Source organism: Cellulomonas sp. RIT-PI-Y, assembly GCF_025642745.1.
Classification (GTDB): Bacteria; Actinomycetota; Actinomycetes; order Actinomycetales; family Cellulomonadaceae; genus Cellulomonas.
In genome coordinates, this window is the sequence record NZ_JANZKP010000004.1 from 1 (window position 1) to 25,218 (window position 25,218).

21 protein-coding genes are annotated in these 25,218 nt (G+C 70.1%); all 21 read left to right on the forward strand.

Features of this window, described 5'->3' with window-relative positions; genetic code table 11:
• Positions 1-579: M15 family metallopeptidase (locus OGL89_RS02315; protein WP_263118235.1), on the forward strand; the 579-nt coding region annotated here is incomplete at its 5' end.
• Between the two features lie 84 nt (positions 580-663).
• Positions 664-1,101 (forward strand): OsmC family peroxiredoxin, encoded by a 438-nt coding sequence (locus tag OGL89_RS02320; protein ID WP_263118236.1) that lies wholly within the window; start codon positions 664-666, stop codon positions 1,099-1,101.
• A 90-nt stretch (positions 1,102-1,191) separates the two neighbouring features.
• Positions 1,192-1,416: a FeoA family protein gene (locus tag OGL89_RS02325; protein ID WP_263118237.1), complete on the forward strand. Its 225-nt coding sequence runs from the start codon at positions 1,192-1,194 to the stop codon at positions 1,414-1,416.
• Complete coding sequence (gene feoB, locus OGL89_RS02330; RefSeq protein WP_263118238.1) at positions 1,413-3,311, forward strand: ferrous iron transport protein B; 1,899 nt, start codon at positions 1,413-1,415, stop codon at positions 3,309-3,311. The genes OGL89_RS02325 and feoB overlap by 4 nt, the downstream gene beginning before the upstream one ends.
• Before the next feature lie 4 nt (positions 3,312-3,315).
• Positions 3,316-3,579, forward strand: coding sequence for a FeoC-like transcriptional regulator (locus tag OGL89_RS02335; protein WP_263118240.1), 264 nt, complete (start codon positions 3,316-3,318; stop codon positions 3,577-3,579).
• Between the two features lie 82 nt (positions 3,580-3,661).
• On the forward strand, positions 3,662-6,487 hold the full coding sequence (locus OGL89_RS02340; RefSeq protein ID WP_263118363.1) for an FAD-binding and (Fe-S)-binding domain-containing protein: 2,826 nt from the start codon (positions 3,662-3,664) through the stop codon (positions 6,485-6,487).
• A 13-nt stretch (positions 6,488-6,500) separates the two neighbouring features.
• Positions 6,501-7,007: a GNAT family N-acetyltransferase gene (locus OGL89_RS02345; protein ID WP_263118241.1), complete on the forward strand. Its 507-nt coding sequence runs from the start codon at positions 6,501-6,503 to the stop codon at positions 7,005-7,007.
• Between the two features lie 228 nt (positions 7,008-7,235).
• Complete coding sequence (gene rplJ, locus OGL89_RS02350) at positions 7,236-7,766, forward strand: 50S ribosomal protein L10 (RefSeq protein ID WP_263118242.1); 531 nt, start codon at positions 7,236-7,238, stop codon at positions 7,764-7,766.
• 83 nt (positions 7,767-7,849) lie between these two features.
• Positions 7,850-8,239, forward strand: coding sequence for a 50S ribosomal protein L7/L12 (gene rplL, locus OGL89_RS02355; RefSeq protein ID WP_263118244.1), 390 nt, complete (start codon positions 7,850-7,852; stop codon positions 8,237-8,239).
• A 386-nt stretch (positions 8,240-8,625) separates the two neighbouring features.
• Positions 8,626-9,663, forward strand: a complete 1,038-nt coding sequence (locus OGL89_RS02360; RefSeq protein WP_263118245.1) for a hypothetical protein — start codon at positions 8,626-8,628, stop codon at positions 9,661-9,663.
• A 241-nt stretch (positions 9,664-9,904) separates the two neighbouring features.
• Positions 9,905-13,408 carry a DNA-directed RNA polymerase subunit beta gene (gene rpoB / locus OGL89_RS02365; RefSeq protein WP_263118246.1) on the forward strand — a complete coding sequence of 1,168 codons (3,504 nt, stop codon included), beginning with the start codon at positions 9,905-9,907 and terminating at the stop codon, positions 13,406-13,408.
• A 118-nt stretch (positions 13,409-13,526) separates the two neighbouring features.
• Complete coding sequence (locus tag OGL89_RS02370; RefSeq protein ID WP_263118247.1) at positions 13,527-17,393, forward strand: DNA-directed RNA polymerase subunit beta'; 3,867 nt, start codon at positions 13,527-13,529, stop codon at positions 17,391-17,393.
• A 401-nt stretch (positions 17,394-17,794) separates the two neighbouring features.
• A complete protein-coding gene (rpsL, locus tag OGL89_RS02375) occupies positions 17,795-18,163 on the forward strand; it encodes a 30S ribosomal protein S12 (RefSeq protein ID WP_169166356.1) in 369 nt (122 codons plus the stop codon).
• A gap of 4 nt (positions 18,164-18,167) precedes the next feature.
• Positions 18,168-18,638, forward strand: coding sequence for a 30S ribosomal protein S7 (gene rpsG, locus OGL89_RS02380; RefSeq protein ID WP_263118249.1), 471 nt, complete (start codon positions 18,168-18,170; stop codon positions 18,636-18,638).
• Positions 18,639-18,680: 42 nt separating this feature from the next.
• The gene (gene fusA, locus OGL89_RS02385) at positions 18,681-20,783 is read left to right on the forward strand and encodes an elongation factor G (protein ID WP_263118250.1); all 2,103 of its coding nucleotides are present in this window, start codon (positions 18,681-18,683) and stop codon (positions 20,781-20,783) included.
• Between the two features lie 111 nt (positions 20,784-20,894).
• Positions 20,895-22,085 (forward strand): elongation factor Tu, encoded by a 1,191-nt coding sequence (gene tuf, locus OGL89_RS02390; RefSeq protein WP_263118251.1) that lies wholly within the window; start codon positions 20,895-20,897, stop codon positions 22,083-22,085.
• 135 nt (positions 22,086-22,220) lie between these two features.
• Positions 22,221-22,901 (forward strand): hypothetical protein, encoded by a 681-nt coding sequence (locus tag OGL89_RS02395; protein WP_263118252.1) that lies wholly within the window; start codon positions 22,221-22,223, stop codon positions 22,899-22,901.
• A 324-nt stretch (positions 22,902-23,225) separates the two neighbouring features.
• The gene (gene rpsJ / locus OGL89_RS02400) at positions 23,226-23,534 is read left to right on the forward strand and encodes a 30S ribosomal protein S10 (protein WP_012867945.1); all 309 of its coding nucleotides are present in this window, start codon (positions 23,226-23,228) and stop codon (positions 23,532-23,534) included.
• A 22-nt stretch (positions 23,535-23,556) separates the two neighbouring features.
• A complete protein-coding gene (rplC, locus tag OGL89_RS02405) occupies positions 23,557-24,216 on the forward strand; it encodes a 50S ribosomal protein L3 (protein ID WP_263118254.1) in 660 nt (219 codons plus the stop codon).
• A gap of 5 nt (positions 24,217-24,221) precedes the next feature.
• The gene (gene rplD, locus OGL89_RS02410) at positions 24,222-24,911 is read left to right on the forward strand and encodes a 50S ribosomal protein L4 (protein WP_263118256.1); all 690 of its coding nucleotides are present in this window, start codon (positions 24,222-24,224) and stop codon (positions 24,909-24,911) included.
• On the forward strand, positions 24,908-25,210 hold the full coding sequence (rplW, locus tag OGL89_RS02415) for a 50S ribosomal protein L23 (RefSeq protein WP_168630714.1): 303 nt from the start codon (positions 24,908-24,910) through the stop codon (positions 25,208-25,210). The genes rplD and rplW overlap by 4 nt, the downstream gene beginning before the upstream one ends.
• Positions 25,211-25,218: the final 8 nt, after the last annotated feature.

A 25,218-nucleotide genomic window follows, 5' to 3' on the forward strand; every position in this document is an offset into this window, starting at 1 on the left:
GCGCGCGTCCGTGCCGCCGCCCTGGCCGTCGAGCACCGTGCCGCCGATCTCCGGGCCGCCACCGCCGCTGCCGAGGAGGCCGCCAGGGTCGCGGCGGAGGCGGAGGCCCGACGCCAGGCCGAGGAGCTCGCCGCCGCCCGGGCCGAGGCCGAGCGCAAGGCCGCCCAGGCCGCCTCGCTGGACGCCTACCCGAACGGTGAGGTCCCGGCCGAGGCACTGTGCGCACTCGGCTTCGCCCCTGGCCAGCGGCTGCGCTGCGACGCCGCCGAGGGCCTGGAGGGTCTCAACGCCGCCTACCGTGCGGAGTTCGGCACCGATCTGCCGATCACGGACTCGTACCGGTCCTACGCCGCGCAGGTCGCGTGCCTCGCCGCCAAGGGCACGCTCTGCGCGACCCCGGGCACCTCGAACCACGGCCGCGGCACCGCCGTGGACCTCGGCGGCCCGCTGTCCCGGTTCGGCAGCACCGCGCACGGCTGGCTGCTGGACCACGCCCCGGAGTTCGGCTGGGACCTGCCGTCCTGGGCCCGGGCCAACGGGTCGAAGCCGGAGCCGTGGCACTGGGAGTTCACCCCCTGACCTGCGGGTGCGATCCCGCGCGCGGCGACCTAGCGTGAGTGCGGCGGCCGGACGGTCGCCTGCGTCCCAGCGTGAGGAGTCACCATGCCCACCCGTACCGCCCGCACCGCCTGGAACGGCACCCTGAACGAGGGCTCCGGGCAGGTCGAGCTCACCAGCTCCGGCGTCGGCACCTACGACGTCTCGTTCCCCAAGCGGGCCGCCGACGACGCCCAGGGCACCACCAGCCCTGAGGAGCTGATCGCCGCCGCGCACACCTCCTGCTACGCCATGCAGCTGTCCGCCCTGATCGGCGAGGCGGGCGGCACCCCGGTCGCGCTGCACGTGACCGCCGACGTCACGCTCGGCCCGGACAGCGACGGCGGCTTCCGGATCAGCGGCATCGCGCTGACCGTCCGCGGCGAGGTCGAGGGGCTGGACGAGTCCGGCTTCCTGCAGGCCGCGCAGGCCGCGAAGGCCACCTGCCCGGTGTCCAAGGCGCTGACCGGCACCGAGATCACCCTGGACGCCGCGCTCGACTGAGCATCCCGCCCGACCGTGGCCGCGTGGTCCCGGGCCACGGTCGGGACCGGAGTCCCATGGACAGCCTCACCTCAGTTCTAGCCTCACGGCATGGACCTCGCGCAGCTCGCGCCGATGACGGACGGCCGGGTCGCCACCGTCACCCTGCCCACGTCGCAACGGCTGCGGCTGGCCGAGATGGGCCTGCGTCCCGGGGCGGTCCTGCGGGTGACGCAGCGCGCAGCCTTCGGGGGCCGGGTGGTCGCGCTGGGGGCCGAGCGGTTCGCGGTGGACGCCGCCACCTGCGCGCTGATCCAGGTCGAGGCCGCGCGATGAGCTGTCACGACGCACCGGCGCCGCGCGGGGAACTCCTCACCTCGTCCCCGGTGATCGCGCTGGTCGGCAGCCCGAACGTCGGCAAGTCCACCCTGTTCAACGCGCTCACCGGCGCCCGCCAGCGGGTGATGAACGCCCCCGGCACCACCGTCGAGCTGCAGACCGGCACCTGGCGCCAGGGGGAGAGGCGGCTGCGGCTGCTCGATCTGCCCGGCACCTACTCCCTGCTGGCGCGGTCGCCGGACGAGCAGGTGACCGCCGACGCGGTCGTCGGTGCCGGTGCCCTGGCGGCGCCGGATCTGATCGTGGTCCTGCTGGACGCCACCGCGCTGTCCCGCTCGCTGTATCTGCTCGGCCAGGTCGCCCGCACCGGTGCGCCGCTGATCGCCGCGCTCACGATGAATGACGTGGCCCGGGCCCGTGGCGTGGACGTCGACCCGGCGGTGCTGGCCGACCGGCTCGGGGTCCGGGTGGTCGCGGTGGATCCGCGGGCCGGACGGGGGCTGCGTGCCCTGGGGGAGACCGTCGCCGACGCGCTCGCCGCAGGCGTCCCCGGCGTACGCGACCTGGCGGCGGATGCCGACGCCGACCAGGTCTTCGACTGGGCCGAGGGCGTGCTCGGGAGTCTGGGCGACCGGCCGCGCACCCCGCACCGCACCCGTTCCGACCGGGTGGACCGGGTGCTGCTGGACCCGTGGTGCGGCATCCCGGTGTTCCTCGCGGTGATGTGGGCGATGTTCCAGCTCACCACCACCGTGGCCGGACCCCTGATCGACGCCGTCGACTCCGCGGTCAACGGCACGGTGGCCGACTGGGTCTCCGGCTGGCTGCCCGGACCCCCGCTGGTCGGCGCCGTCGTGGTCGACGGCGTCCTGGTCGGGGTGGGCACCGTGCTGTCCTTCGCGCCGTTGATGGCGCTGGTCTTCCTCGCCTTCGCGCTGCTGGAGGACTCCGGCTACCTGGCCCGGGCCGCGTTCGTCGCCGACCGGGCGATGCGCGCGATCGGGTTGGACGGCCGGGCGATGCTGCCGCTGGTGATCGGCTTCGGCTGCAACCTGCCCGCTCTGTCGGCCGCGCGGACCCTGCCGAACGCGCGGGGACGGCTGATGACCGGTCTGCTCATCCCGTACACCGCCTGCCCGGCCCGGTTGTGGGTGTTCATCCTGTTCGCCGGGGTGTTCTTCCCCGAGCACGCCGGCACGGTGATCTTCGCGCTGTACTGCACGTCCATCCTGCTGGTGGTGCTCGGCGGTCTGGCTCTGCGCGGGGTGCTGTTCCGCGACCTGGCCCGTGAGCCCCTGGTGCTGGCCCTGTCCGCCTATCAGCGACCCCGGCTGCGCGCCCTCCTGGTCAGCACCTGGACCCGGGTCCGCTCCTTCGTGGTCAAGGCCGGCACGGTGATCGTCGCCACCCTGGTCGTGGTGGCCGCCTTGCAGGCGGTCCCGGTCACCGGGGAGCACCCGGTCGGTGACGTCCCGGTCGAGGACAGCGCGTACGGCGCGGTGGCGGAGGCGATCGCCCCGGTGTTCGCCCCGGCCGGGTTCGACGACTGGCGGATGTCCGCGGCGCTGGTCACCGGGTTCGTCGCGAAAGAGGTCGTGGTCGGCTCGCTCGCGCAGTCGTACCACGTCGCCGAGCCCGAGGACGCGGCCGCCGCCGGGGGACTGGGCGAACAGATCCACATCACGCTGGAGCGCACGTCGGGCGGGCACGGCGCCGCGGCCGCCCTGGCGTTCATGTTGTTCGTGCTGGCCTACACCCCGTGCCTGGCGACCGTCGGCGAACAACGGCGGCTGTACGGCGGTCGGTGGGCGACCGGCGCGGTGCTGGTCCAGCTCGCGGTGGCCTGGGTGCTGGCGGTGGCCGTGTTCCAGAGCTTCCGACTGCTGTGGTGACGCGATGAGCCTGCTCACCGATGTGCTGCGCGAGTCCCGGGACGGCGCGCGTCCGGGTGCCATCGCGGCCCGGCTGGACGCGGACCTCGGTCTGGTCGAGGCGGCGATCGACCACTGGGTGCGCCTGGGGGAGATCACCACCGTCGCGGCGCTCGGGCTCGGCTGCGGCACCTGCACTCCGGGCGCCGCCTGCGGCGGCTGTGCCGGCCCGTCCGCCGGGCCGGTCCACCTGGAACTGCGCCCGGCAGGTGGACCGGACCGCCCATGACGTGTTCCGGGGTGGAACACTGACCGCCGTGTCCGCCCCCACGACCGCCAGCACGGACCTGACCCACGCCCTGCGCGCGGTGATGCGCGGTGACGTCGACAACTCGACCCGCCGACGCGCCGAGTACTCCACCGACGCCTCGAACTACCGCGTGGTGCCGCAGGTGGTCGCCTTCCCCCGCGACGTGGACGACGCCCTCGCTGCGCTGGAGACCGCACGGGGGCTCGGCATCCCGGTGACCTCACGCGGTGGCGGCACCTCGGTGGCGGGCAACGCGGTGGGCACCGGACTGGTGCTCGACTGGTCCCGGCACGTGAACCGGGTGCACAGCATCGACCCGGAGGCCGGCACCGCCCGGATCGATCCGGGCGTGGTGATGGCCATGCTCCAACGCGAGGCCGCCCCGCACGGGCTGCGCTTCGGGCCGGACCCGTCGACCCAGGCCCGCGCCACGCTCGGCGGGATGATCGGCAACAACGCCTGCGGCCCGCGCGCGGTCGCCTACGGCCGCACCGCGGACAACGTCCTGGAGCTCGACGTGGTGGACGGCCGGGGCCGTCGGTTCACCGCCGGGAAGGGCCTGGGCCCGGTGCCCGGCCTGGACGCCCTGGTCCGCGGCGAGCTGGAGCTGCTGCGCACCGAGCTCGGCCGCTTCGGCCGGCAGGTCTCCGGCTACTCCCTCGAGCATCTCCTGCCCGAGCGCGGCGCCGACCTGGCCAAGGCCCTGGTCGGCACCGAGGGCACCGTGGTGACCCTGCTCGGCGCCACCGTCCGGCTGGTGCCGATCGCGGCCGCCCCGGTCCTGGTGGTCCTCGGCTACCCGGACATGCCCGCCGCCGCGGACGCCGTGCCCGCGCTGCTCGCGCACGGCCCGTTGGCGATCGAGGGGATGGACGCCCGCCTGGTCGACGTGGTCCGCCGGGTCAAGGGCGCCGCCGCGGTCCCGCCGCTGCCCGAGGGCGCGGGGTGGCTGATGGTCGAGGTCGGCGGGGCGGATCTGACCGAGGCGATGGACCGGGCGACCGCGCTCGCGGCGGATGCCGGGACCGCCGCGGTGGGCGTCTTCCCGCCCGGACCCCAGGCCGCGGCCATGTGGCGGATCCGGGAGGACGGCGCCGGGCTGGGCGGCCGCACCCCCTCGGGCGCTCAGGCCTGGCCGGGCTTCGAGGACTCCGCGGTCCCGCCGGAACGACTGGGCGGCTACCTGCGCGAGCTGGAGGCGCTGATGGCCCGGCACCAGGTGGACGGCCTGGCCTACGGACACTTCGGCGACGGCTGCCTGCACCTGCGCCTGGACGTGCCGATGGAGCGCTCCGGCGAGGCGTTGCGCGCGTTCATGACCGACGCCGCGCACCTGGTCGCCGAGCACGGCGGCTCGTTGTCCGGCGAGCACGGCGACGGCCGGGCCCGCTCCGAGCTGCTCCCGGTGATGTACTCCGAGCGCGCCATCCGGGTGTTCGAGGCGTTCAAGGACCTGCTCGACCCGGACGACCTGCTCAACCCCGGCGTCCTGGTCCGGCCGCGTCCGCTGGACGCCGACCTGCGCCGCCCGCACGCCCACCCGCTGCCCGCGGCCTCCGGATTCGCCTTCGAGCACGACGCCGGTGACTTCACCACCGCGGTGCACCGCTGCGTGGGTGTCGGCAAGTGCCGGGCGGACTCCACCGCCACCGGTGGATTCATGTGCCCGTCCTACCTGGCCACCCGGGACGAGAAGGACTCCACCCGCGGCCGTGCCCGGGTGCTGCAGGAGATGGCCAACGGCTCGCTGGTCTCCCGGGGCTGGTCGTCGCCGGAGGTGCACCAGGCCCTCGACCTGTGCCTGTCCTGCAAGGCGTGCTCCTCGGACTGCCCGGCCGGGGTGGACATGGCGCAGTACAAGGCCGAGGTGCTGCACCGCACGTACCGCAGGCGACTGCGCCCGATGAACCACTACGCGCTGGGCTGGCTGCCCCGCTGGGCCCGGTGGGTGACCGGCGTGCCCGGACTGGCCCGGCTGGCCAACGCGGCACTGGGCGTACGGCCGCTGGCCAAGGCCGTCCTGGCCGCGGGCGGGATGGACACCCGACGGAAGATGGTCACCTTCGCCCCGACCCCGTTCCGCTCGGCGGTCCGGCGCGGCCAGGTGGACGTCACCCGGGAGCCCGCCCCGACCGGACTCACGATCGGCAGCCGGCCCCGGGTGCTGCTCTGGACCGACTCGTTCAGCGACACCCTCGCCCCCTCGGTGCCCGCCGCAGCGGTCACGGTGCTGCGGGCCGCCGGGTACGAGGTGCTGGTCCCGGACCACGACGCCTGCTGCGGTCTGACCTGGATCTCCACCGGCCAGCTCGACGGCGCCCGGGATCGGCTGCGCCACCTGCTGGAGGTGCTCGGTCCGTATGCGGTGAACGGCATCCCGATCGTCGGCCTGGAGCCGTCCTGCACCGCGGTGCTCCGCTCCGACCTGCTCGACCTGCTGCCCGGGGACCCGCGCGCGGTCGCCGTGGCCCGCTCGACCCACACCCTGGCCGAGCTGCTCACCGCCCCCGCGCCCGTCGGCCCCGGGGACCGCTGGCAGCTGCCGGACCTGTCCGACGTCACCGCCGTGGTCCAGCCGCACTGCCACCACCACGCCGTCATGACCTACACCGCGGATCGCGGGCTGCTCACCGACGCGGGCGCGACCTTCTCCACGCTGGCCGGATGCTGCGGGCTGGCCGGGAACTTCGGCATGGAGAAGGGCCACTACGACGTCTCGGTCCAGGTCGCCGAGAACTCCCTGCTGCCCGCCCTGCGCGCGGCGGCCCCGGGTGACGTCTACCTGGCCGACGGCTTCTCCTGCCGGACCCAGGCCGAGCAGCTCGCCGACGTCCGTGGGGTGCACCTGGCCGAACTGCTCGCCGATCACCTGCCCGCCCGGGCGTGACACCCTGGTGCCCATGAGTGCTGACGTCCGGCTGTTCCGCGCGGAGGACGCCGAGCCGCTCACCGCGCTGCTGCACCGGGCCTACGCCGACCTGGCGACCGACGGTCTGAACTACACCGCCGCCACCCAGGACGTCGACACCACCCGGCACCGGGTCGAGGGCGGTCGGTGCTGGGTGGTCGAGTCGGACCACACGCTGATCGCCACCCTCACCGTCTCGGTCCCGCCCGGCCACGGCATCCGGGCCCTGACCCCGGTGGCCCGGGAGCCGCACCGGGCCTGGCTCAACCAGCTGGCGGTCGACCCCGAGCACCAGGGGAACGGACTGGCCCGCTCGCTGTGGGCCGGCGCGCTCGACTGGGTGCGCGCCCAGGGCCTGACCGCGATCGGCGCCGACACCGCGATCAGCGCGGAACGCCTGGTCGGGATGTACACCCGCTGGGGCTTCGACCACGTCGACACCGTGCACTGGGCGGGCAAGTCCTACGACTCCGCGGTCCTGCTCCACCAGGCGATTTGAGTCCCGGCCCGACTTCTGCCTAGACTTCACGCGCCCAAGACCGCAGGTCGCTGGCCGCCGTTCGTTCGGCGGCCGCCCGAAGTCCCGCTCCGGCGGAGGCCCGCGCAGGTGAGGAATCGATGGTCGCACGCTCCGGCGTGCGGGATGCGAGCCCCGACCTGCGTCGGGGCTCTTCTCATGTGCGGGGTCGACGGTGACCTGCGGCACCACCATCGGAAGGATTGCCACATGGCGAGGCCGGACAAGGCAGCCGCCGTCGCAGAGCTCACGGACCAGTTCCGTGACTCGAACGCGGCCGTGCTGACCGAGTACCGCGGGCTCTCCGTCGCCCAGCTCAAGCAGCTGCGGCGGTCGCTCAGCGGCAACGCAACCTACGCCGTGGTGAAGAACACGCTGACCGCGATCGCGGCCAAGGAAGCCGGTATCGAGGGTATCGCCGACGGTCTCAAGGGCCCGTCCGCCATCGCCTTCGTCTCCGGTGACCCGGTCGAGGCCGCCAAGGGTCTGCGTGACTTCGCCAAGGCGAACCCCGCGCTGGTCATCAAGGGCGGTGTCCTCGACGGACGCGCCCTGACCGCCGAGGAGATCACCAAGCTCGCGGACCTCGAGTCCCGCGAGGTTCTGCTGGCCAAGGCGGCCGGTGCCATGAAGGCCAAGATGTTCCAGGCCGCGTACATGTTCACCGCCCCCGCCGCGCAGGCCGTGCGCACCGTCGAGGCGCTCCGCGTCAAGCAGGAGTCCGTCGACACCGCTGCCTGAGCCACCAGGGCTTCGGCGTCACTCGAACAACTCTCCCGCCGGTCGGCGTGACCGACGGGAACCGAACGGAAGGAACCGCCATCATGGCGAAGCTCAGCACCGAGGAGCTCATCGAGCAGTTCAAGGGTCTGACCCTGATCGAGCTCTCCGACTTCGTGAAGGCCTTCGAGGAGGTCTTCGAGGTCACCGCTGCCGCGCCGGCCGCCGTCGCCGTCGCCGCCCCCGCGGGTGGCGCTGGTGAGGCCGCTGCCGAGGAGGAGAAGGACGAGTTCGACGTCATCCTCGAGGCCGCTGGCTCCGGCAAGATCGCCGTCATCAAGGAGGTGCGCACCCTGACCTCCCTCGGCCTGAAGGAGGCCAAGGACCTCGTCGACGGTGCCCCGAAGCCGGTCCTCGAGGCCGTCAACAAGGAGACCGCGGAGAAGGCCAAGGCTGCCCTCGAGGGCGCCGGCGCCACCGTCACCGTCAAGTGACGCGCGCCCGGATCACTCGCTGATCCGGACCTCTCGCACGAGGCCCGTCCCGCAGCACGCGGGGCGGGCCTCGTGTCATGTCGAACCGCCTCAGCCGCAGCGTCGGGTAGCCGCCGGAGCGACGGCGCCGTCGCTCCGACCCCGCGCCCATCCCCGGTGACGTGCCGCCGCCTCCGCGTAGAGCCGAGTAGGTCGACCCGGGGTCGGGTGGTGCTGGGTGACCGTGGTGACATGGTCCGGGTGGACCCGGGTGCGGGCGAGCGGCGTCGAGTGGCGCACGTCCGGGTCGCTCGTCGGCCCGGACCCTCGTGGTGTCCTGGGTGGGGTCCACCCAGGACCACCGGGGGGCCGCTGAGTGCCGTCGGGCCGGGCTAGGTTCCCCGCTCGTGACCGACACCCGCCTGATCCTGCGCACCGGCCGCCCCGCTCTCGATGCCGCCGCGGTGTCCGCCGACGGGCTGGACCTGGTGGTGCTGGACGACTGCGGTGACCTGGTCGGGGTGGACCTCGGCACGGGGGACCAGCGGGTGCTGTGCCGGGTGGAGCTGCCGCCGCTCCGGCAGCAGCCCGGCGACCGGCGGTTCACCCCCGAGGGCGTGCGGCTGTCCGTCACCGCCGACGCCGCGCTCGCGGTGCTGGTCCGGGACGGTGGCCGGGACGGGATCGTGGTCGACCTCGCCGTCGGGACGGTGCTCCGCCGCCTGGTGAACGACGGCCACCACTGCGCCACCGTGCGGTTCGCCGCCGCGCTGACCCGGCACGGGGACCGTCGCCTGCTGGTGCACCGCACGGCCTGGAACCGGCTGGACGCCTCGGACGCGCTGACCGGCGAGCTGCTCACCGGCCGGGCACTCCCGGACGGGTCGGCCGGAAAGGACCCGGAGCACGATCTGGACTACTTCCACGGCTCGCTCGCGATCAGTCCCGGCGGTCGGTTCGTGGCGGACGGCGGCTGGATGTGGACGCCGATCGGCATCCTGCGGACCTGGTCGCTGCCGGACTGGCTGACCCGGAACCCCTGGGAGTCGGAGGACGGCCCGTCGGTGCGGCAGTCGGTGCTGAGCGACGACTGGGATCTGCCGATGACGTGGGTGACCGACGATCTGCTCGTGCTGGCCTGCCCGGGGGACTGGGACGACGAGGAGTTCGAGCAGATCCCGGCACCGCACCTGCGGCTGGTCGACCCGGCCGCACCCGAGGACGCCCCGCGACGCCGCATCCCGGTCGACCCGCTGCCCACCGCCCTGCTCACCGACGGGCGGCTGATCCTCGGCACCGTGGACGGCACCGCCACCGCCTGGGACCCGGACACCGGTGCGGTCGCCTGGCACTGGTCCGATCTCGCCCCGACCGTGATCGACCACCGGGGCCGCCGCGCGGTCCGCGTCGACGGCACCACGATCACGGTCCGCGACCTGCCCTGAGCTGCGCCGCGACGTCACCCGGCGCGCCGAGGTGACAGCTCGCGGGGGGCGCGTCTATCCTGCTCTGGACTTCCAGCGGAGTGTGGGCTACGCTAGCGCTTTGCGCTGGCCTGTGCCCGCGGCACTAGATAACCCGGACCCTCCCGACATCGTCATGGTCGAGGTCGGAAAGTCCGAGGCGGGGTGCCGTGGAACGCCGGGTCAGATCGCAGGGAACTCGATCTGCTGGGAAGGACCCCTCTTGGCTGCCTCGCGCACCCCTACTTCCATCTCCGAAGCCATCGCGAATCGTACGGCTTCCCGCCGTGTCTCCTTCGCCCGGATCGACGAGCCGCTGGAGGTCCCGCACCTCCTCGGCCTGCAGACCGAGAGCTTCGACTGGCTGCTCGGCAACGAGCGGTGGCAGGCGCGAGTCGCCGCCGCCGTCGAGGCCGGACGCCAGGACGTCCCGGAGACCGCCGGTCTGGAGGAGATCTTCGAGGAGATCTCCCCGATCGAGGACTTCGGCGGGACGATGTCCCTGTCCTTCCGTGAGCACCGCTTCGAGCCGCCGAAGTACACGGCCGAGGAGTGCAAGGAGAAGGACTTCACCTACGCCGCGCCGCTGTTCGTCACCGCGGAGTTCGTGAACTACACCACCGGTGAGATCAAGTCGCAGACCGTCTTCATGGGTGACTTCCCGCTCATGAGCGACCGCGGCACGTTCATCATCAACGGCACCGAGCGTGTCGTGGTGTCCCAGCTGGTCCGTTCCCCCGGCGTCTACTTCGAGCGCACCCCGGACAAGACCTCCGACAAGGACGTCTTCTCGGTGAAGGTCATCCCGAGCCGTGGCGCCTGGCTCGAGTTCGAGATCGACAAGCGCGACAACGTCGGCGTGCGCGTCGACCGCAAGCGCAAGCAGAACGCCACCGTGCTGCTGAAGGCTCTCGGCATGACCGAGTCGGAGATCCGCGAGGAGTTCTCCCAGTTCCCGGCCGTCATCGACACCCTGGAGAAGGACCACGTCCAGACCCAGGACGAGGCCCTGCTCGACCTGTACCGCAAGATCCGTCCGGGCGAGCCGCCCACGGTCGAGGCCGGTCGCGCGCTGATCGAGAACTTCTACTTCAACCCCAAGCGCTACGACCTCGCGAAGGTCGGCCGCTACAAGGTCAACAAGAAGCTCGGCATCGACGTCCCGCTCGCGGACTCCGTGCTGTCCAAGGACGACATCGTCGCCGCGATCAAGTACATGGCCGCCCTGCACGCCGACGTGACGACCCTCCCGGGCCGTCGCAACGGCGAGGCGGTCGAGGTCCGCGTCGAGACCGACGACATCGACCACTTCGGCAACCGCCGGATCCGCGCCGTGGGCGAGCTGATCCAGAACCAGGTCCGCACCGGCCTGTCCCGGATGGAGCGCGTCGTCCGCGAGCGGATGACCACCCAGGACGTCGAGGCGATCACGCCGCAGACCCTGATCAACATCCGCCCCGTCGTGGCCTCCATCAAGGAGTTCTTCGGGACGAGCCAGCTGTCGCAGTTCATGGACCAGAACAACCCGCTCGCCGGTCTGACGCACAAGCGTCGTCTGTCCGCGCTGGGCCCGGGTGGTCTGTCCCGCGACCGCGCCGGCATGGAGGTCCGTGACGTCCACCCGTCGCACTACGGCCGCATGTGCCCGATCGAGACCCCCGAGGGTCCGAACATCGGCCTGATCGGCTCGCTGGCGACCTTCGCGCGGATCAACCCGTTCGGCTTCGTCGAGACCCCGTACCGCAAGGTCGAGCACGGCCGGATCACCGACGACGTGCACTACCTGACCGCCGACGACGAGGACCGCTTCGTCATCGCGCAGGCCAACGCGACCATCGTCGACGGCCGGTTCGCCGACGAGACCGTGCTGGTCCGGGTCAAGGGCGGCGACACCGAGGACGTCCCGGCCGACATCGTCGACTACATCGACGTGTCCCCGCGCCAGATGGTGTCCGTCGGCACCGCGCTGATCCCGTTCCTGGAGCACGACGACGCGAACCGCGCGCTCATGGGCGCGAACATGCAGCGTCAGGCCGTGCCGCTGGTCCGCTCCGAGGCGCCGCTGGTCGGCACCGGCATGGAGTGGCGTGCGGCGGTGGACGCCGGTGACACCATCGTCGCCACCAAGGCCGGCGTGGTCACCGAGGTGTCCGCCGACCTGATCACCGTCGCCAACGACGACGCCACCACCACCACCTACCGGGTCGCGAAGTTCCGCCGCGCGAACCAGGGCACCTCCTACAACCAGCGTGTGCTGGTCGACCAGGGCGCCCGGGTCGAGGTCGGTTCAGTGCTCGCCGACGGCCCCGCCTCCGACGAGGGCGAGCTCGCCCTGGGCCGCAACCTGCTGGTCGCGCTCATGTCGTGGGAGGGCCACAACTACGAGGACGCGATCATCCTGTCGCAGCGCCTCGTGCAGGACGACGTCCTGTCCTCGATCCACATCGAGGAGCACGAGGTCGACGCCCGCGACACCAAGCTCGGCCCGGAGGAGATCACCCGGGACATCCCGAACGTCTCCGAGGACGTGCTGGCCGACCTGGACGAGCGCGGCATCATCCGCATCGGTGCCGAGGTCTCCGCCGGCGACGTGCTGGTCGGCAAGGTCACCCCGAAGGGTGAGACCGAGCTGACCCCGGAGGAGCGCCTGCTGCGCGCGATCTTCGGCGAGAAGGCCCGCGAGGTCCGCGACACCTCCCTGAAGGTGCCGCACGGCGAGTCCGGCACCGTGATCGAGGTCCGCACCTTCAACCGTGAGGACGGCGACGAGCTGCCCGCCGGCGTGAACGAGCTGGTCCGGGTGTACATCGCCCAGCGACGCAAGATCACCGACGGCGACAAGCTGGCCGGTCGTCACGGCAACAAGGGCGTCATCTCCAAGATCCTGCCGGTCGAGGACATGCCGTTCCTGCCCGATGGCACCGCGGTGGACATCATCCTGAACCCGATGGGTGTCCCCGGCCGGATGAACGTCGGCCAGGTGCTGGAGGTCCACCTCGGGTGGATCGCCAAGCAGGGCTGGAACGTCGAGCTGGCCGAGGGCGACCTGTCCTGGATCAGCCAGGTGCCGGAGATCGCGCGGGCGTCCGAGCCCGGCAACCCGGTCGCCACCCCCGTGTTCGACGGTGTGCCGGAGGAGACCCTCACCGGTCTGCTCGGCGCGACGCTGCCGAACCGTGACGGCGAGCGGATGGTCGGCACCAACGGCAAGGCGCGGCTGTTCGACGGCCGCTCCGGCGAGCCGTTCCCGGAGCCGGTGTCGGTGGGCTACATGTACATCCTGAAGCTGCACCACCTGGTCGACGACAAGATCCACGCCCGGTCCACCGGTCCGTACTCGATGATCACGCAGCAGCCGCTGGGCGGTAAGGCGCAGTTCGGTGGCCAGCGCTTCGGTGAGATGGAGGTGTGGGCCCTGGAGGCGTACGGCGCCGCCTACACGCTGCAGGAGCTGCTCACCATCAAGTCGGACGACATCCCCGGCCGCGTCAAGGTGTACGAGGCGATCGTCAAGGGCGAGAACATCCCCGACTCGGGCATCCCGGAGTCGTTCAAGGTGCTGCTCAAGGAGATGCAGTCCCTGTGCCTGAACGTCGAGGTGCTGTCCAGCGACGGCGTCTCGATCGACATGCGCGAGAACGACGACGAGGTCTACCGGGCGGCCGAGGAGCTGGGCATCGACCTGTCCCGCCGCCCGAACGCCGCGAGCTCCGTCGACGAGATCTGACGCCGAGCCCCGACGGGCCGGACCCCCACCGGTCCGGCCCGCCGGGCGCCGACACACCGACTTTGAGATTCCTCCGGGCGGGGACACCCCCACCGGAACGCGAAGGAAGTAGGACCCCTTGCTCGACGTCAACGTCTTCGACGAGCTGCGTATCGGCCTGGCCACCGCCGACGACATCCGTGCCTGGTCGCACGGCGAGGTCAAGAAGCCCGAGACCATCAACTACCGGACCCTGAAGCCGGAGAAGGATGGTCTGTTCTGCGAGAAGATCTTCGGTCCCACCCGGGACTGGGAGTGCTACTGCGGCAAGTACAAGCGCGTGCGCTTCAAGGGCATCATCTGCGAGCGCTGCGGCGTCGAGGTGACCCGTTCCAAGGTGCGCCGCGAGCGGATGGGCCACATCGAGCTCGCCGCCCCGGTCACCCACATCTGGTTCTTCAAGGGTGTGCCGTCCCGCCTCGGCTACCTGCTCGACCTCGCCCCGAAGGACCTGGAGAAGGTCATCTACTTCGCGGCCTACATGATCACGTGGGTCGACACCGAGGGCCGTCAGGAAGACCTCCCCAACCTCCAGAACGAGATCGACCTGGAGCGCAAGGAGATCTCGGACCGCCGGGACAACGACATCAACACCCGCGCGTCCAAGCTCGAGGCCGACCTGGCCGAGCTGGAGGCCGAGGGTGCCAAGGCCGACGCGCGCCGCAAGGTCCGCGACTCCGCCGAGCGCGAGATGGCGCAGCTGCGCAAGCGTGCCGACGCGGAGATCGACCGCCTGGACACCATCTGGGACCGGTTCAAGAACCTGAAGGTCGCCGACCTCGAGGGTGACGAGCTGCTCTACCGCGCCCTCCAGGACCGGTACGGCAACTACTTCGAGGGCTCGATGGGCGCCGCGGCGATCCAGAAGCGCCTGCAGAACTTCGACCTGGAGGCCGAGGCCGAGTCGCTGCGCGAGATCATCCGCACCGGCAAGGGCCAGCGCAAGACCCGCGCCCTCAAGCGCCTCAAGGTCGTCAACGCGTTCCTCACCACCACCAACTCGCCGACCGGCATGGTGCTGGACGCCGTCCCGGTCATCCCGCCGGACCTGCGTCCGATGGTGCAGCTGGACGGTGGCCGGTTCGCGACCTCCGACCTGAACGACCTGTACCGCCGCGTGATCAACCGGAACAACCGCCTCAAGCGGCTGCTCGACCTGGGCGCGCCGGAGATCATCGTCAACAACGAGAAGCGGATGCTCCAGGAGGCCGTCGACTCGCTGTTCGACAACGGCCGCCGCGGTCGTCCGGTCACCGGCCCGGGCAACCGGCCGCTGAAGTCGATCTCCGACATGCTCAAGGGCAAGCAGGGTCGATTCCGCCAGAACCTGCTGGGCAAGCGTGTCGACTACTCGGGCCGTTCGGTCATCGTGGTCGGCCCGCAGCTGAAGCTGCACCAGTGCGGTCTGCCCAAGCAGATGGCGCTCGAGCTGTTCAAGCCGTTCGTGATGAAGCGCCTGGTCGACCTGAACCACGCGCAGAACATCAAGTCCGCCAAGCGGATGGTCGAGCGTGCCCGTCCGGTCGTGTGGGACGTGCTGGAAGAGGTCATCACCGAGCACCCGGTGCTGCTGAACCGTGCGCCGACCCTGCACCGCCTGGGCATCCAGGCCTTCGAGCCGCAGCTGGTCGAGGGCAAGGCCATCCACCTGCACCCGCTGGTGTGTGGCGCCTTCAACGCGGACTTCGACGGCGACCAGATGGCCGTGCACCTGCCGCTGAGCTCCGAGGCCCAGGCCGAGGCCCGCATCCTGATGCTGTCCTCGAACAACATCCTGAAGCCGTCGGACGGCCGCCCGGTCACCATGCCCTCGCAGGACATGATCATCGGTCTGTTCCACCTGACCTCGGACCGCGAGGACCCGATCGGCGCCGGTCGCGCCTTCGGTTCCGTGGCCGAGGCGATCATGGCCTTCGACCAGGGCAGCCTGGACCTGAACGCCGTGGTCAAGATCCGGATGGACGGTCTGGTCTTCGCCGAGGGCACCGAGCCCGAGGGCTTCGTGGCCGACAAGCCGTACCTGTTCGAGACCTCCCTCGGCCGCGCGCTCTTCAACGAGCTGCTGCCGGTGGACTACCCGTACGAGAACGGCGTCGTCGACAAGAAGCGCCTGTCGGTCATCGTCAACGACCTGGCCGAGCGGTACCCGAAGGTCGAGGTCGCGGCCTCGCTGGACGCGCTGAAGGAGGCCGGCTTCCGCTGGGCCACCCGGTCCGGCGTGACCATCGCGATCTCCGACGTGGCGGCCCCGTCCGGCAAGGCGGAGATCCTGACCGAGCACGAGGCGCGTGCCGCCAAGGTGCAGGGTCAGTTCGACAAGGGTCTGATCACCGACGACGAGCGCCGTCAGGAGCTCATCGAGATCTGGACCCAGGCCACCGACAAGGTCGCCAAGGCGATGCAGGAGAACTTCTCCGCCCGGAACACCGTGTTCCGGATGGTCGGCTCCGGCGCCCGTGGTAACTGGATGCAGGTCCGTCAGATCGCCGGTATGCGTGGTCTGGTGGCCAACCCGAAGGGCGAGATCATCCCGCGCCCGATCAAGTCCAACTACCGCGAGGGCCTGTCGGTCCTGGAGTACTTCATCGCGACGCACGGTGCCCGTAAGGGTCTGGCGGACACCGCGCTGCGGACCGCCGACTCGGGGTACCTGACCCGTCGTCTGGTGGACGTCTCCCAGGACGTCATCGTCCGCGAGGACGACTGCGGCACCGAGCGTGGTCTGACCATGCCGATCGGGGTCAAGGTCGGTGACGGCTACCGCCGGCACGACAAGGTGGAGACCTCGGTCTACGCCCGCACCCTGGCCACCGACGTCGAGCTGGACGGCGAGATCGTCGGCCGCGCCGGCGAGGACGTCGGCGACGTCATGCTGGACCGCCTGATCGCGGCCGGCGTCACCGAGATCAAGGTCCGTTCCGTGCTCACCTGTGAGTCCCGGGTCGGCACCTGCGCCCGCTGCTACGGCCGCTCGCTGGCCACCGGCAAGCTGGTGGACATCGGCGAGGCCGTCGGCATCATCGCGGCGCAGTCGATCGGTGAGCCGGGCACGCAGCTGACCATGCGTACCTTCCACACCGGTGGTGTCGCCTCCGCGGAGGACATCACGCAGGGTCTGCCCCGTGTGCAGGAGCTCTTCGAGGCCCGTACCCCGAAGGGCGAGAGCCCGATCGCGGAGTTCTCCGGCCGGGTCGTCATCGACGACTCCGAGCGGATCCGCAAGATCGTGCTCACCCCGGACGACGGCTCGGAGGAGATCGCCTACCCGATCACCAAGCGGTCCCGGCTGCTGGTGAACGACGGCGACCACGTCGAGGTCGGCACCCAGCTGGTCCAGGGCGCCGTGGACCCGAAGAAGGTCCTGCGCATCCTCGGCCCGCGTGCCACCCAGAAGCACCTGGTGGACGAGGTCCAGGAGGTCTACCGCTCCCAGGGCGTGGACATCCACGACAAGCACATCGAGGTCATCGTGCGGCAGATGCTGCGGCGCGTGACCGTGCTGGACTCCGGCGAGACCGGCCTGCTCCCGGGTGAGCTGGCCGAGCGCGGCCGGTTCGAGGACGCCAACCGCAAGGCCGTGGCGGAGGGTGGCCAGCCGGCCTCCGGCCGTCCGGAGCTGATGGGCATCACCAAGGCGTCGCTGGCCACCGACTCGTGGCTGTCGGCGGCGTCCTTCCAGGAGACGACCCGCGTCCTCACCGAGGCCGCGATGTCGGGTCGCTCCGACCCGCTGCTCGGCCTGAAGGAGAACGTCATCCTCGGAAAGCTCATCCCCGCCGGCACGGGCCTGCCCCGGTACGGCGACGTGGTGGTCGAGCCCACCGAGGAGGCGAAGGCCGAGCTGTACCCGTCCTTCGGCTACGACGAGATCGACTTCCCCGCCCTGGGCCTCGGCTCGGGCGAGGCGATCCCGCTCGAGGACATCGACTTCGGCGACTTCCGCTGACTCGATGACCTGATCGCCTGACGGCAGCCGAGGGGCTCCCCACCCGCGTGGTGGGGAGCCCCTCGAGCATGTCCGGCGGTCGACGAGCCGGTGACGACGACGTGGCCCGGACCTGCGCAGTCGGCCCACAGCCGAACTGCTTTGATTCTGCGGTCAGGCGCGGGTAACGTAGGACACCGTGCCCGCGCCGTCGGGCTCTCGCGCGCGCTCGCGCAATCGATCGGTTCCTCGCAGGATCGGTCGAGTGTGGAGCACCGGACGACACGCCCGGGCGCGGGGGTCGGTGGCGGGACGCAAGACCACTCCGGGGTAGCTGCACGACGGGCAGCGATCCGGGACGAGCCGGCCGTCCAGGGTGACGGGTGCCGGTCAGACCAACTCATCAACAAGACGGAGACGTAGTGCCTACGATCCAGCAGCTGGTCCGCAAGGGCCGGCAGGCCAAGACCAAGAAGTCGAAGACGCCTGCTCTGAAGAGCTCCCCGCAGCGTCGTGGCGTGTGCACCCGCGTGTACACCACCACCCCCCGTAAGCCGAACTCTGCCCTGCGGAAGGTCGCCCGTGTGCGCCTCTCGACCGGCATCGAGGTCACCGCTTACATCCCCGGCGAGGGCCACAACCTGCAGGAGCACTCCATCGTGCTCGTGCGCGGCGGCGGCGTGAAGGACCTCCCCGGTGTGCGTTACCAGATCATCCGTGGTGCCCTGGACGCTCAGGGCGTGAAGAACCGTAAGCAGGCTCGTAGCCGCTACGGCGCGAAGAAGGGCTGAACCGATGCCTCGTAAGGGTCCGGCCCCTCGTCGGCCGCTGATCGTCGACCCCGTCTACGGGTCCCCGGTCGTCACGCAGCTCATCAACAAGATCCTCCTGGACGGCAAGAAGTCCGTCGCGGAGGCCATCGTCTACGCCGCCCTCGAGGGCGTGCGTGAGAAGACCCAGTCCGACCCGGTGGTCGTGCTGAAGCGTGCGCTGGACAACGTCCGGCCGTCGCTCGAGGTCCGCTCCCGCCGCGTCGGTGGCGCCACCTACCAGGTCCCGGTCGAGGTCCGCCCGGTCCGCCAGACCACTCTGGCGCTCCGCTGGCTGACCGACTTCTCCCGCGCCCGTCGTGAGAAGACGATGACCGAGCGCCTGATGAACGAGATCCTCGACGCCTCCAACGGCCTGGGTGCCGCGGTGAAGCGTCGCGAGGACATGCACAAGATGGCCGAGTCCAACAAGGCGTTCGCCCACTACCGCTGGTAATCCCAGCGGCTGAGCGAGCTCGATAATCGAGGGGCTGAACCTGTGGCACTGGACGTGCTGACGGACCTGAACAAGGTCCGCAACATCGGCATCATGGCGCACATCGATGCTGGCAAGACCACCACCACCGAGCGGATCCTGTTCTACACCGGGGTCAACTACAAGATCGGTGAGACGCACGACGGCGCGTCGACGATGGACTGGATGGAGCAGGAGCAGGAGCGCGGCATCACGATCACGTCGGCCGCGACGACCTGTTACTGGAAGAACAACCAGATCAACATCATCGACACCCCGGGCCACGTGGACTTCACGGTCGAGGTGGAGCGCTCGCTCCGCGTCCTCGACGGTGCGGTCGCGGTGTTCGACGGCAAGGAGGGCGTGGAGCCCCAGTCGGAGACCGTGTGGCGGCAGGCGGACAAGTACGACGTCCCGCGCATCTGCTTCGTCAACAAGATGGACAAGCTCGGTGCGGACTTCTACTTCACCGTGCAGACCATCAAGGACCGTCTCAAGGCCAAGCCGCTGGTCATCCAGCTGCCGATCGGTGCCGAGAACGACTTCATCGGCGTCGTCGACCTGATCGAGCAGCGCGCTCTGGTCTGGCGCGGCGAGACCGCCCTGGGCGAGAAGTACGAGATCGAGGAGATCCCGGCCGACCTGGTCGAGAAGGCGGAGCAGTACCGCGCCGAGCTCCTCGAGTCGGTCGCCGAGGCGGACGAGGAGCTGCTGGAGAAGTACCTGGGTGGGGAGGAGCTCACGGTCGCCGAGATCAAGTCCGGCATCCGCAAGCTCGTCATCGCCACCGAGGCCTTCCCGGTGCTCTGCGGCTCGGCGTTCAAGAACAAGGGCGTGCAGCCCATGCTCGACGCCGTGATCGACTACCTGCCGACCCCGCTGGACGTCCCGGCCGTCGACGGTCACGACCCGAAGGACGAGGAGAAGGTCCTGCAGCGTCACCCCGACGCCTCCGAGCCGTTCTCCGCGCTGGCCTTCAAGGTCGCCGTGCACCCGTTCTTCGGTCGCCTGACCTACGTCCGGGTCTACTCCGGCAAGGTCGCCCAGGGCGACATGGTCCTCAACGCGACCAAGGGCAAGAAGGAGCGCATCGGGAAGCTCTTCCAGATGCACTCCAACAAGGAGAACCCGGTCGACTCGGCGCACGCCGGTCACATCTACGCGTTCATCGGCCTGAAGGACACCACCACCGGTGACACCCTGGCCGCCCAGGACGCGCCGATCGTGCTCGAGTCGATGACCTTCCCCGAGCCCGTGATCGACGTGGCCATCGAGCCGAAGACCAAGGGCGACCAGGAGAAGCTCTCCACCGCCATCCAGAAGCTGTCCGAGGAGGACCCGACCTTCCGGGTCCGTCTGGACGACGAGACCGGCCAGACCGTCATCGGCGGTATGGGCGAGCTCCACCTGGACGTGCTGGTCGACCGGATGCGCCGTGAGTTCAAGGTCGAGGCCAACGTGGGCAAGCCCCAGGTGGCCTACCGCGAGACCATCCGCCGCAAGGTGGACAAGATCGACTACACGCACAAGAAGCAGACCGGTGGTTCCGGCCAGTTCGCCAAGGTGCAGATGTCCTTCGAGCCGCTGGTGTCGGACGAGGGCGAGATGTACCAGTTCGTGAACGCCGTCACCGGTGGTCGCATCCCGCGTGAGTACATCCCCTCCGTCGACGCCGGTATCCAGTCGGCGATGGAGCAGGGCGTGCTGGCCGGCTTCCCGCTGGTCGGGGTCAAGGCCACGCTGCTCGACGGCGCCTACCACGACGTCGACTCCTCGGAGATGGCGTTCAAGATCGCGGGTTCCATGGTCCTGAAGGAGGCGGCCCGCAAGGCGGACCCCGCGCTCCTCGAACCGATCATGGCCGTCGAGGTCCGTACGCCCGAGGAGTACATGGGCGACGTCATCGGCGACATCAACTCGCGTCGCGGCATGATCCAGTCCATGGAGGACGCGACGGGCGTGAAGGTCATTCGCGCCCAGGTGCCGCTCTCGGAGATGTTCGGGTACGTCGGGGACCTGCGGTCGAAGACCCAGGGCCGCGCCGTGTACTCGATGCAGTTCGACAGCTATGCCGAGGTTCCTCGGAATGTTGCCGACGAGATCATCAAGAAGACCCGGGGCGAGTAGTCCCACAGGTCGTCATTACCATCAACAACCCGACCCGTAGGACCGTTCGTCCGTGGGGCCACCAGCCCCACGTCGACCGGCAATCTCTACACCAGTCCTGAGGAGGACACAGTGGGCAAGGCCAAGTTCGAGCGGACCAAGCCGCACGTCAACATCGGGACCATCGGTCACGTCGACCACGGCAAGACGACGCTGACCGCTGCGATCTCGAAGGTGCTGCACGACAAGTACCCGGACCTGAACCCCTTCACGCCGTTCGACGAGATCGACAAGGCGCCGGAGGAGAAGCAGCGCGGTATCACGATCAACATCGCGCACGTCGAGTACGAGACCGAGAAGCGCCACTACGCGCACGTCGACGCTCCGGGTCACGCTGACTACATCAAGAACATGATCACCGGTGCCGCCCAGATGGACGGCGCGATCCTGGTGGTCGCCGCGACCGACGGTCCGATGGCCCAGACCCGCGAGCACGTGCTGCTCGCGCGTCAGGTCGGCGTGCCCTACCTGCTCGTGGCGCTGAACAAGTCCGACATGGTCGACGACGAGGAGATCCTCGAGCTCGTCGAGATGGAGGTCCGTGAGCTGCTGTCCTCGCAGGGCTTCGACGGCGACAACGCCCCCGTGGTGCGCGTCTCCGGCCTGAAGGCCCTCGAGGGCGACGCCGAGTGGGTCAAGTCGGTCGAGGACCTGCTGGACGCCGTGGACGAGTCCGTCCCGGAGCCGGTCCGTGACATGGACAAGCCGTTCCTCATGCCGATCGAGGACGTCTTCACCATCACCGGTCGTGGCACCGTCGTCACCGGCAAGGTCGACCGCGGCAAGCTCGCGATCAACTCCGAGGTCGAGATCGTCGGTATCCGTCCGGCGCAGAAGACCACGGTCACCGGTATCGAGATGTTCCACAAGCAGATGGACGAGGCGTGGGCCGGCGAGAACTGTGGCCTCCTGCTCCGCGGCACCAAGCGTGAGGACGTCGAGCGCGGTCAGGTCGTCGTGAAGCCGGGTTCGATCACCCCGCACACCGACTTCGAGGGCCAGGTCTACATCCTGACCAAGGACGAGGGTGGGCGTCACAACCCGTTCTTCTCCAACTACCGTCCGCAGTTCTACTTCCGGACCACCGACGTCACCGGCGTCATCACGCTGCCCGAGGGCACCGAGATGGTCATGCCGGGCGACAACTCGGAGATCAGCGTCGAGCTGATCCAGCCGATCGCCATGGAGGAGGGCCTCGGCTTCGCCATCCGCGAGGGTGGCCGCACCGTGGGCTCCGGCCGGGTCACCAAGATCGTCAAGTGATCCCGCGCCCCTAGGGCACACCGTCTGACCCGAGAGGGCCCGGACATCCGTCGAGGATGTCCGGGCCCTCTCGCCGTACGTCCATCTGGCGTACAGCGGGCGCACCAGGGTCTCTGTGTATGCCACGCTTCGCCCATGAAGATGTCGCTCGAGGAGTTCCGCCGGATCGCCGTGGTCCCGCGCAAGGTGGCCGGGTTCGCGACCGTGGTCGGCGGCATCCTGCTGCTGTTGCTGCTGAACAACGCCCGCTCGGCCTGGGAGTCGATGGACCGGAACCCGGGGGCCTCGTTCTGGGACCTGTTCTGGACCACGACCGGCACCGCCGGGAAGACCGACCCGATCCTGATCGCCCTGGTCTGGGGGCCGGTGGTGCTGCTGCCGATCATCCTGGTGCTGGTCGTCGTCGACCTGCTGACCCACGAGGGCCGGGTCGACAAGGCGTACCAGCGGTATCTGCAGGACGGGTGGCTGGCCGAGCAGATCCCGACCGGGCTGACCGTGAAGGCGGGCCGGGCGCAGATCGAGGTCGTGGTGCTCTCCGGCCCCGGGCAACCCGCCTCCGGATTGGCCGAGGGCGTCGCACGGGTGGGGGCCCGGGTCTCGGCGATGGACAAGAAGCAGCGACGGGCGTGGGACGCCGCGGTCGCCGGGCGGGTGCAGACGGGGTTCGCGGTGGGGGAGCTGATGCCCGAGCTGCCGCCGATGGTCTTCGCCTGCGCGCGGCAGGGCAAGACGCCGCACGCGATCGTGATCGGTGGCGCGGACGGCCTGACGATCCTGGCCGTCAAGGAGACCCCGGCGGTCGCCCCGGCCTGAGCGCGGGACGGGCCGCCCGGAGTGTGACGAAGGACCGGATTGGCTTGATCACGGGGGATCTGGCACACTAGACAAGTTGCCCGAGGACGGGACTGTCTGTGTGCATGCGCACGGACCGGTCAACCGCGGCGGGCAGGGACGCGTTGTGAGTTCGAGAGGGGCCGGGGTCACCCGGTACCGGGCTCCCACATCACCATCGATCCCATCAGAGTGTGTCGCCCCCGGGCGCCGCTGTGACCAGCGCAAAGGTACGTCGCTAACGCGACACGCCCGAGTGCGGGGGTCGGACAGAAGCAGTTCGAAGAGAGAGAAGTAGACGACGCCATGGCGGGACAGAAGATCCGCATCCGGCTCAAGTCCTACGACCACGAGGTCATCGACAGCTCGGCGCGCAAGATCGTCGACACGGTGACTCGCGCTGGTGCGACGGTCGTGGGCCCGGTGCCGCTGCCGACGGAGAAGAACGTCTTCTGCGTCATCCGGTCGCCTCACAAGTACAAGGACAGCCGTGAGCACTTCGAGATGCGCACGCACAAGCGGCTGATCGACATCATCGATCCCACGCCGAAGGCGGTGGATTCGCTCATGCGTCTCGACCTGCCCGCGGACGTGAACATCGAGATCAAGCTCTGACGCTGGGAAGGAACTGATCTTCATGGTTACCCAGCAGAACGCGCGCCCCGTGACGGCGGTGCTCGGGACCAAGCTCGGCATGACTCAGGTGTGGGACGCCGAAGGGCGTCTCGTCCCGGTCACGGTCGTGCAGGTCGGCAGCAACGTCGTCACCCAGGTGCGCTCCGCTGAGGCTGATGGCTACTCCGCGGTCCAGCTGGCCTTCGGCCAGATCGACCCGCGCAAGGTCACCAAGCCGCTCAAGGGCCACTTCGAGAAGGCCGGGGTCACCCCGCGCCGTCACGTGGCCGAGATCCGCACGACGAACGCGGCCGAGTTCACCCTCGGTCAGGAGATCACTGCCGAGGTCTTCGAGGCCGGGCAGCTGGTCGACGTGATCGGCACCACCAAGGGCAAGGGCACCGCCGGTGTCATGAAGCGCCACGGGTTCTCCGGTGTGGGCGCCTCGCACGGTGCGCACCGGAACCACCGCAAGCCCGGTTCGATCGGTGGCGCCTCCACCCCGTCGCGCGTCTTCAAGGGTCTGCGCATGGCCGGCCGCATGGGCCACGTCCAGCAGACCACTCAGAACCTGACCGTCCACGCGGTCGACGCCGAGAAGGGCCTGCTGCTGCTCAAGGGCGCAGTTCCCGGCCCCAAGCGCGGCGTCGTCGTCGTGCGTACCGCCGTGAAGGGGGCATGACCGTCATGACCACCCAGACTGTCGACGTGCTCGACACCACGGGCAAGAAGGCCGGCACCGCCGACCTTCCCTCCGAGGTGTTCGACGCGCAGACGAACATCCCGCTGATCCACCAGGTCGTCGTGGCGCAGCTCGCCGCGGCTCGCCAGGGGACCCACTCCACGAAGACTCGTGGCGAGGTCCGCGGTGGCGGCAAGAAGCCGTACAAGCAGAAGGGCACCGGCCGCGCCCGTCAGGGTTCGACCCGTGCGCCGCAGTTCGCCGGTGGTGGGACCGTCCACGGTCCGCAGCCGCGTGACTACTCGCAGCGGACCCCCAAGAAGATGAAGGCCGCGGCGCTCCGCGGTGCTCTGTCCGACCGGGCCCGTGCGGGTCGCGTCCACGTCGTCACCGGTTTCGGTATCGACCAGGCGCCGTCCACCAAGGCCGCTCTGGCCGTGCTCGGGCAGCTGTCCGAGCGCAAGCACATCCTGGTCGTGGTGGAGCGTCAGGACGAGCTCGCCCTGAAGTCGCTGCGCAACGTCGAGCGGGTCCACCTGCTCGTCGCCGACCAGCTCAACACCTACGACGTGCTCGTCTCGGACGACGTCGTGTTCACCCAGGGTGCGCTCGACACGTTCCTGGCCGGCCCCGCCAAGGGCAAGTCGGTCACGGCCGTGGCGTCGTCCGCTGAGGTCGAGGAGGACACCAAGTGACCACGGTCGCCAAGGACCCGCGCGACATCCTGATCGCGCCGGTCGTCTCCGAGAAGAGCTACGGCCTGATCGACGAGGGCAAGTACACGTTCATCGTGGACCCCCGCGCCAACAAGACCGAGATCAAGATCGCCGTGGAGCAGATCTTCGGCGTGAAGGTCTCCTCGGTGAACACCGCCAACCGGAAGGGCAAGGCGCGTCGGACGAAGTTCGGCATCGGTCGTCGTAAGGACACCAAGCGCGCCATCGTCACCCTCCGCGAGGGCACGATCGACATCTTCGGCGGGCCGGTCGGCTGACCGGGCCT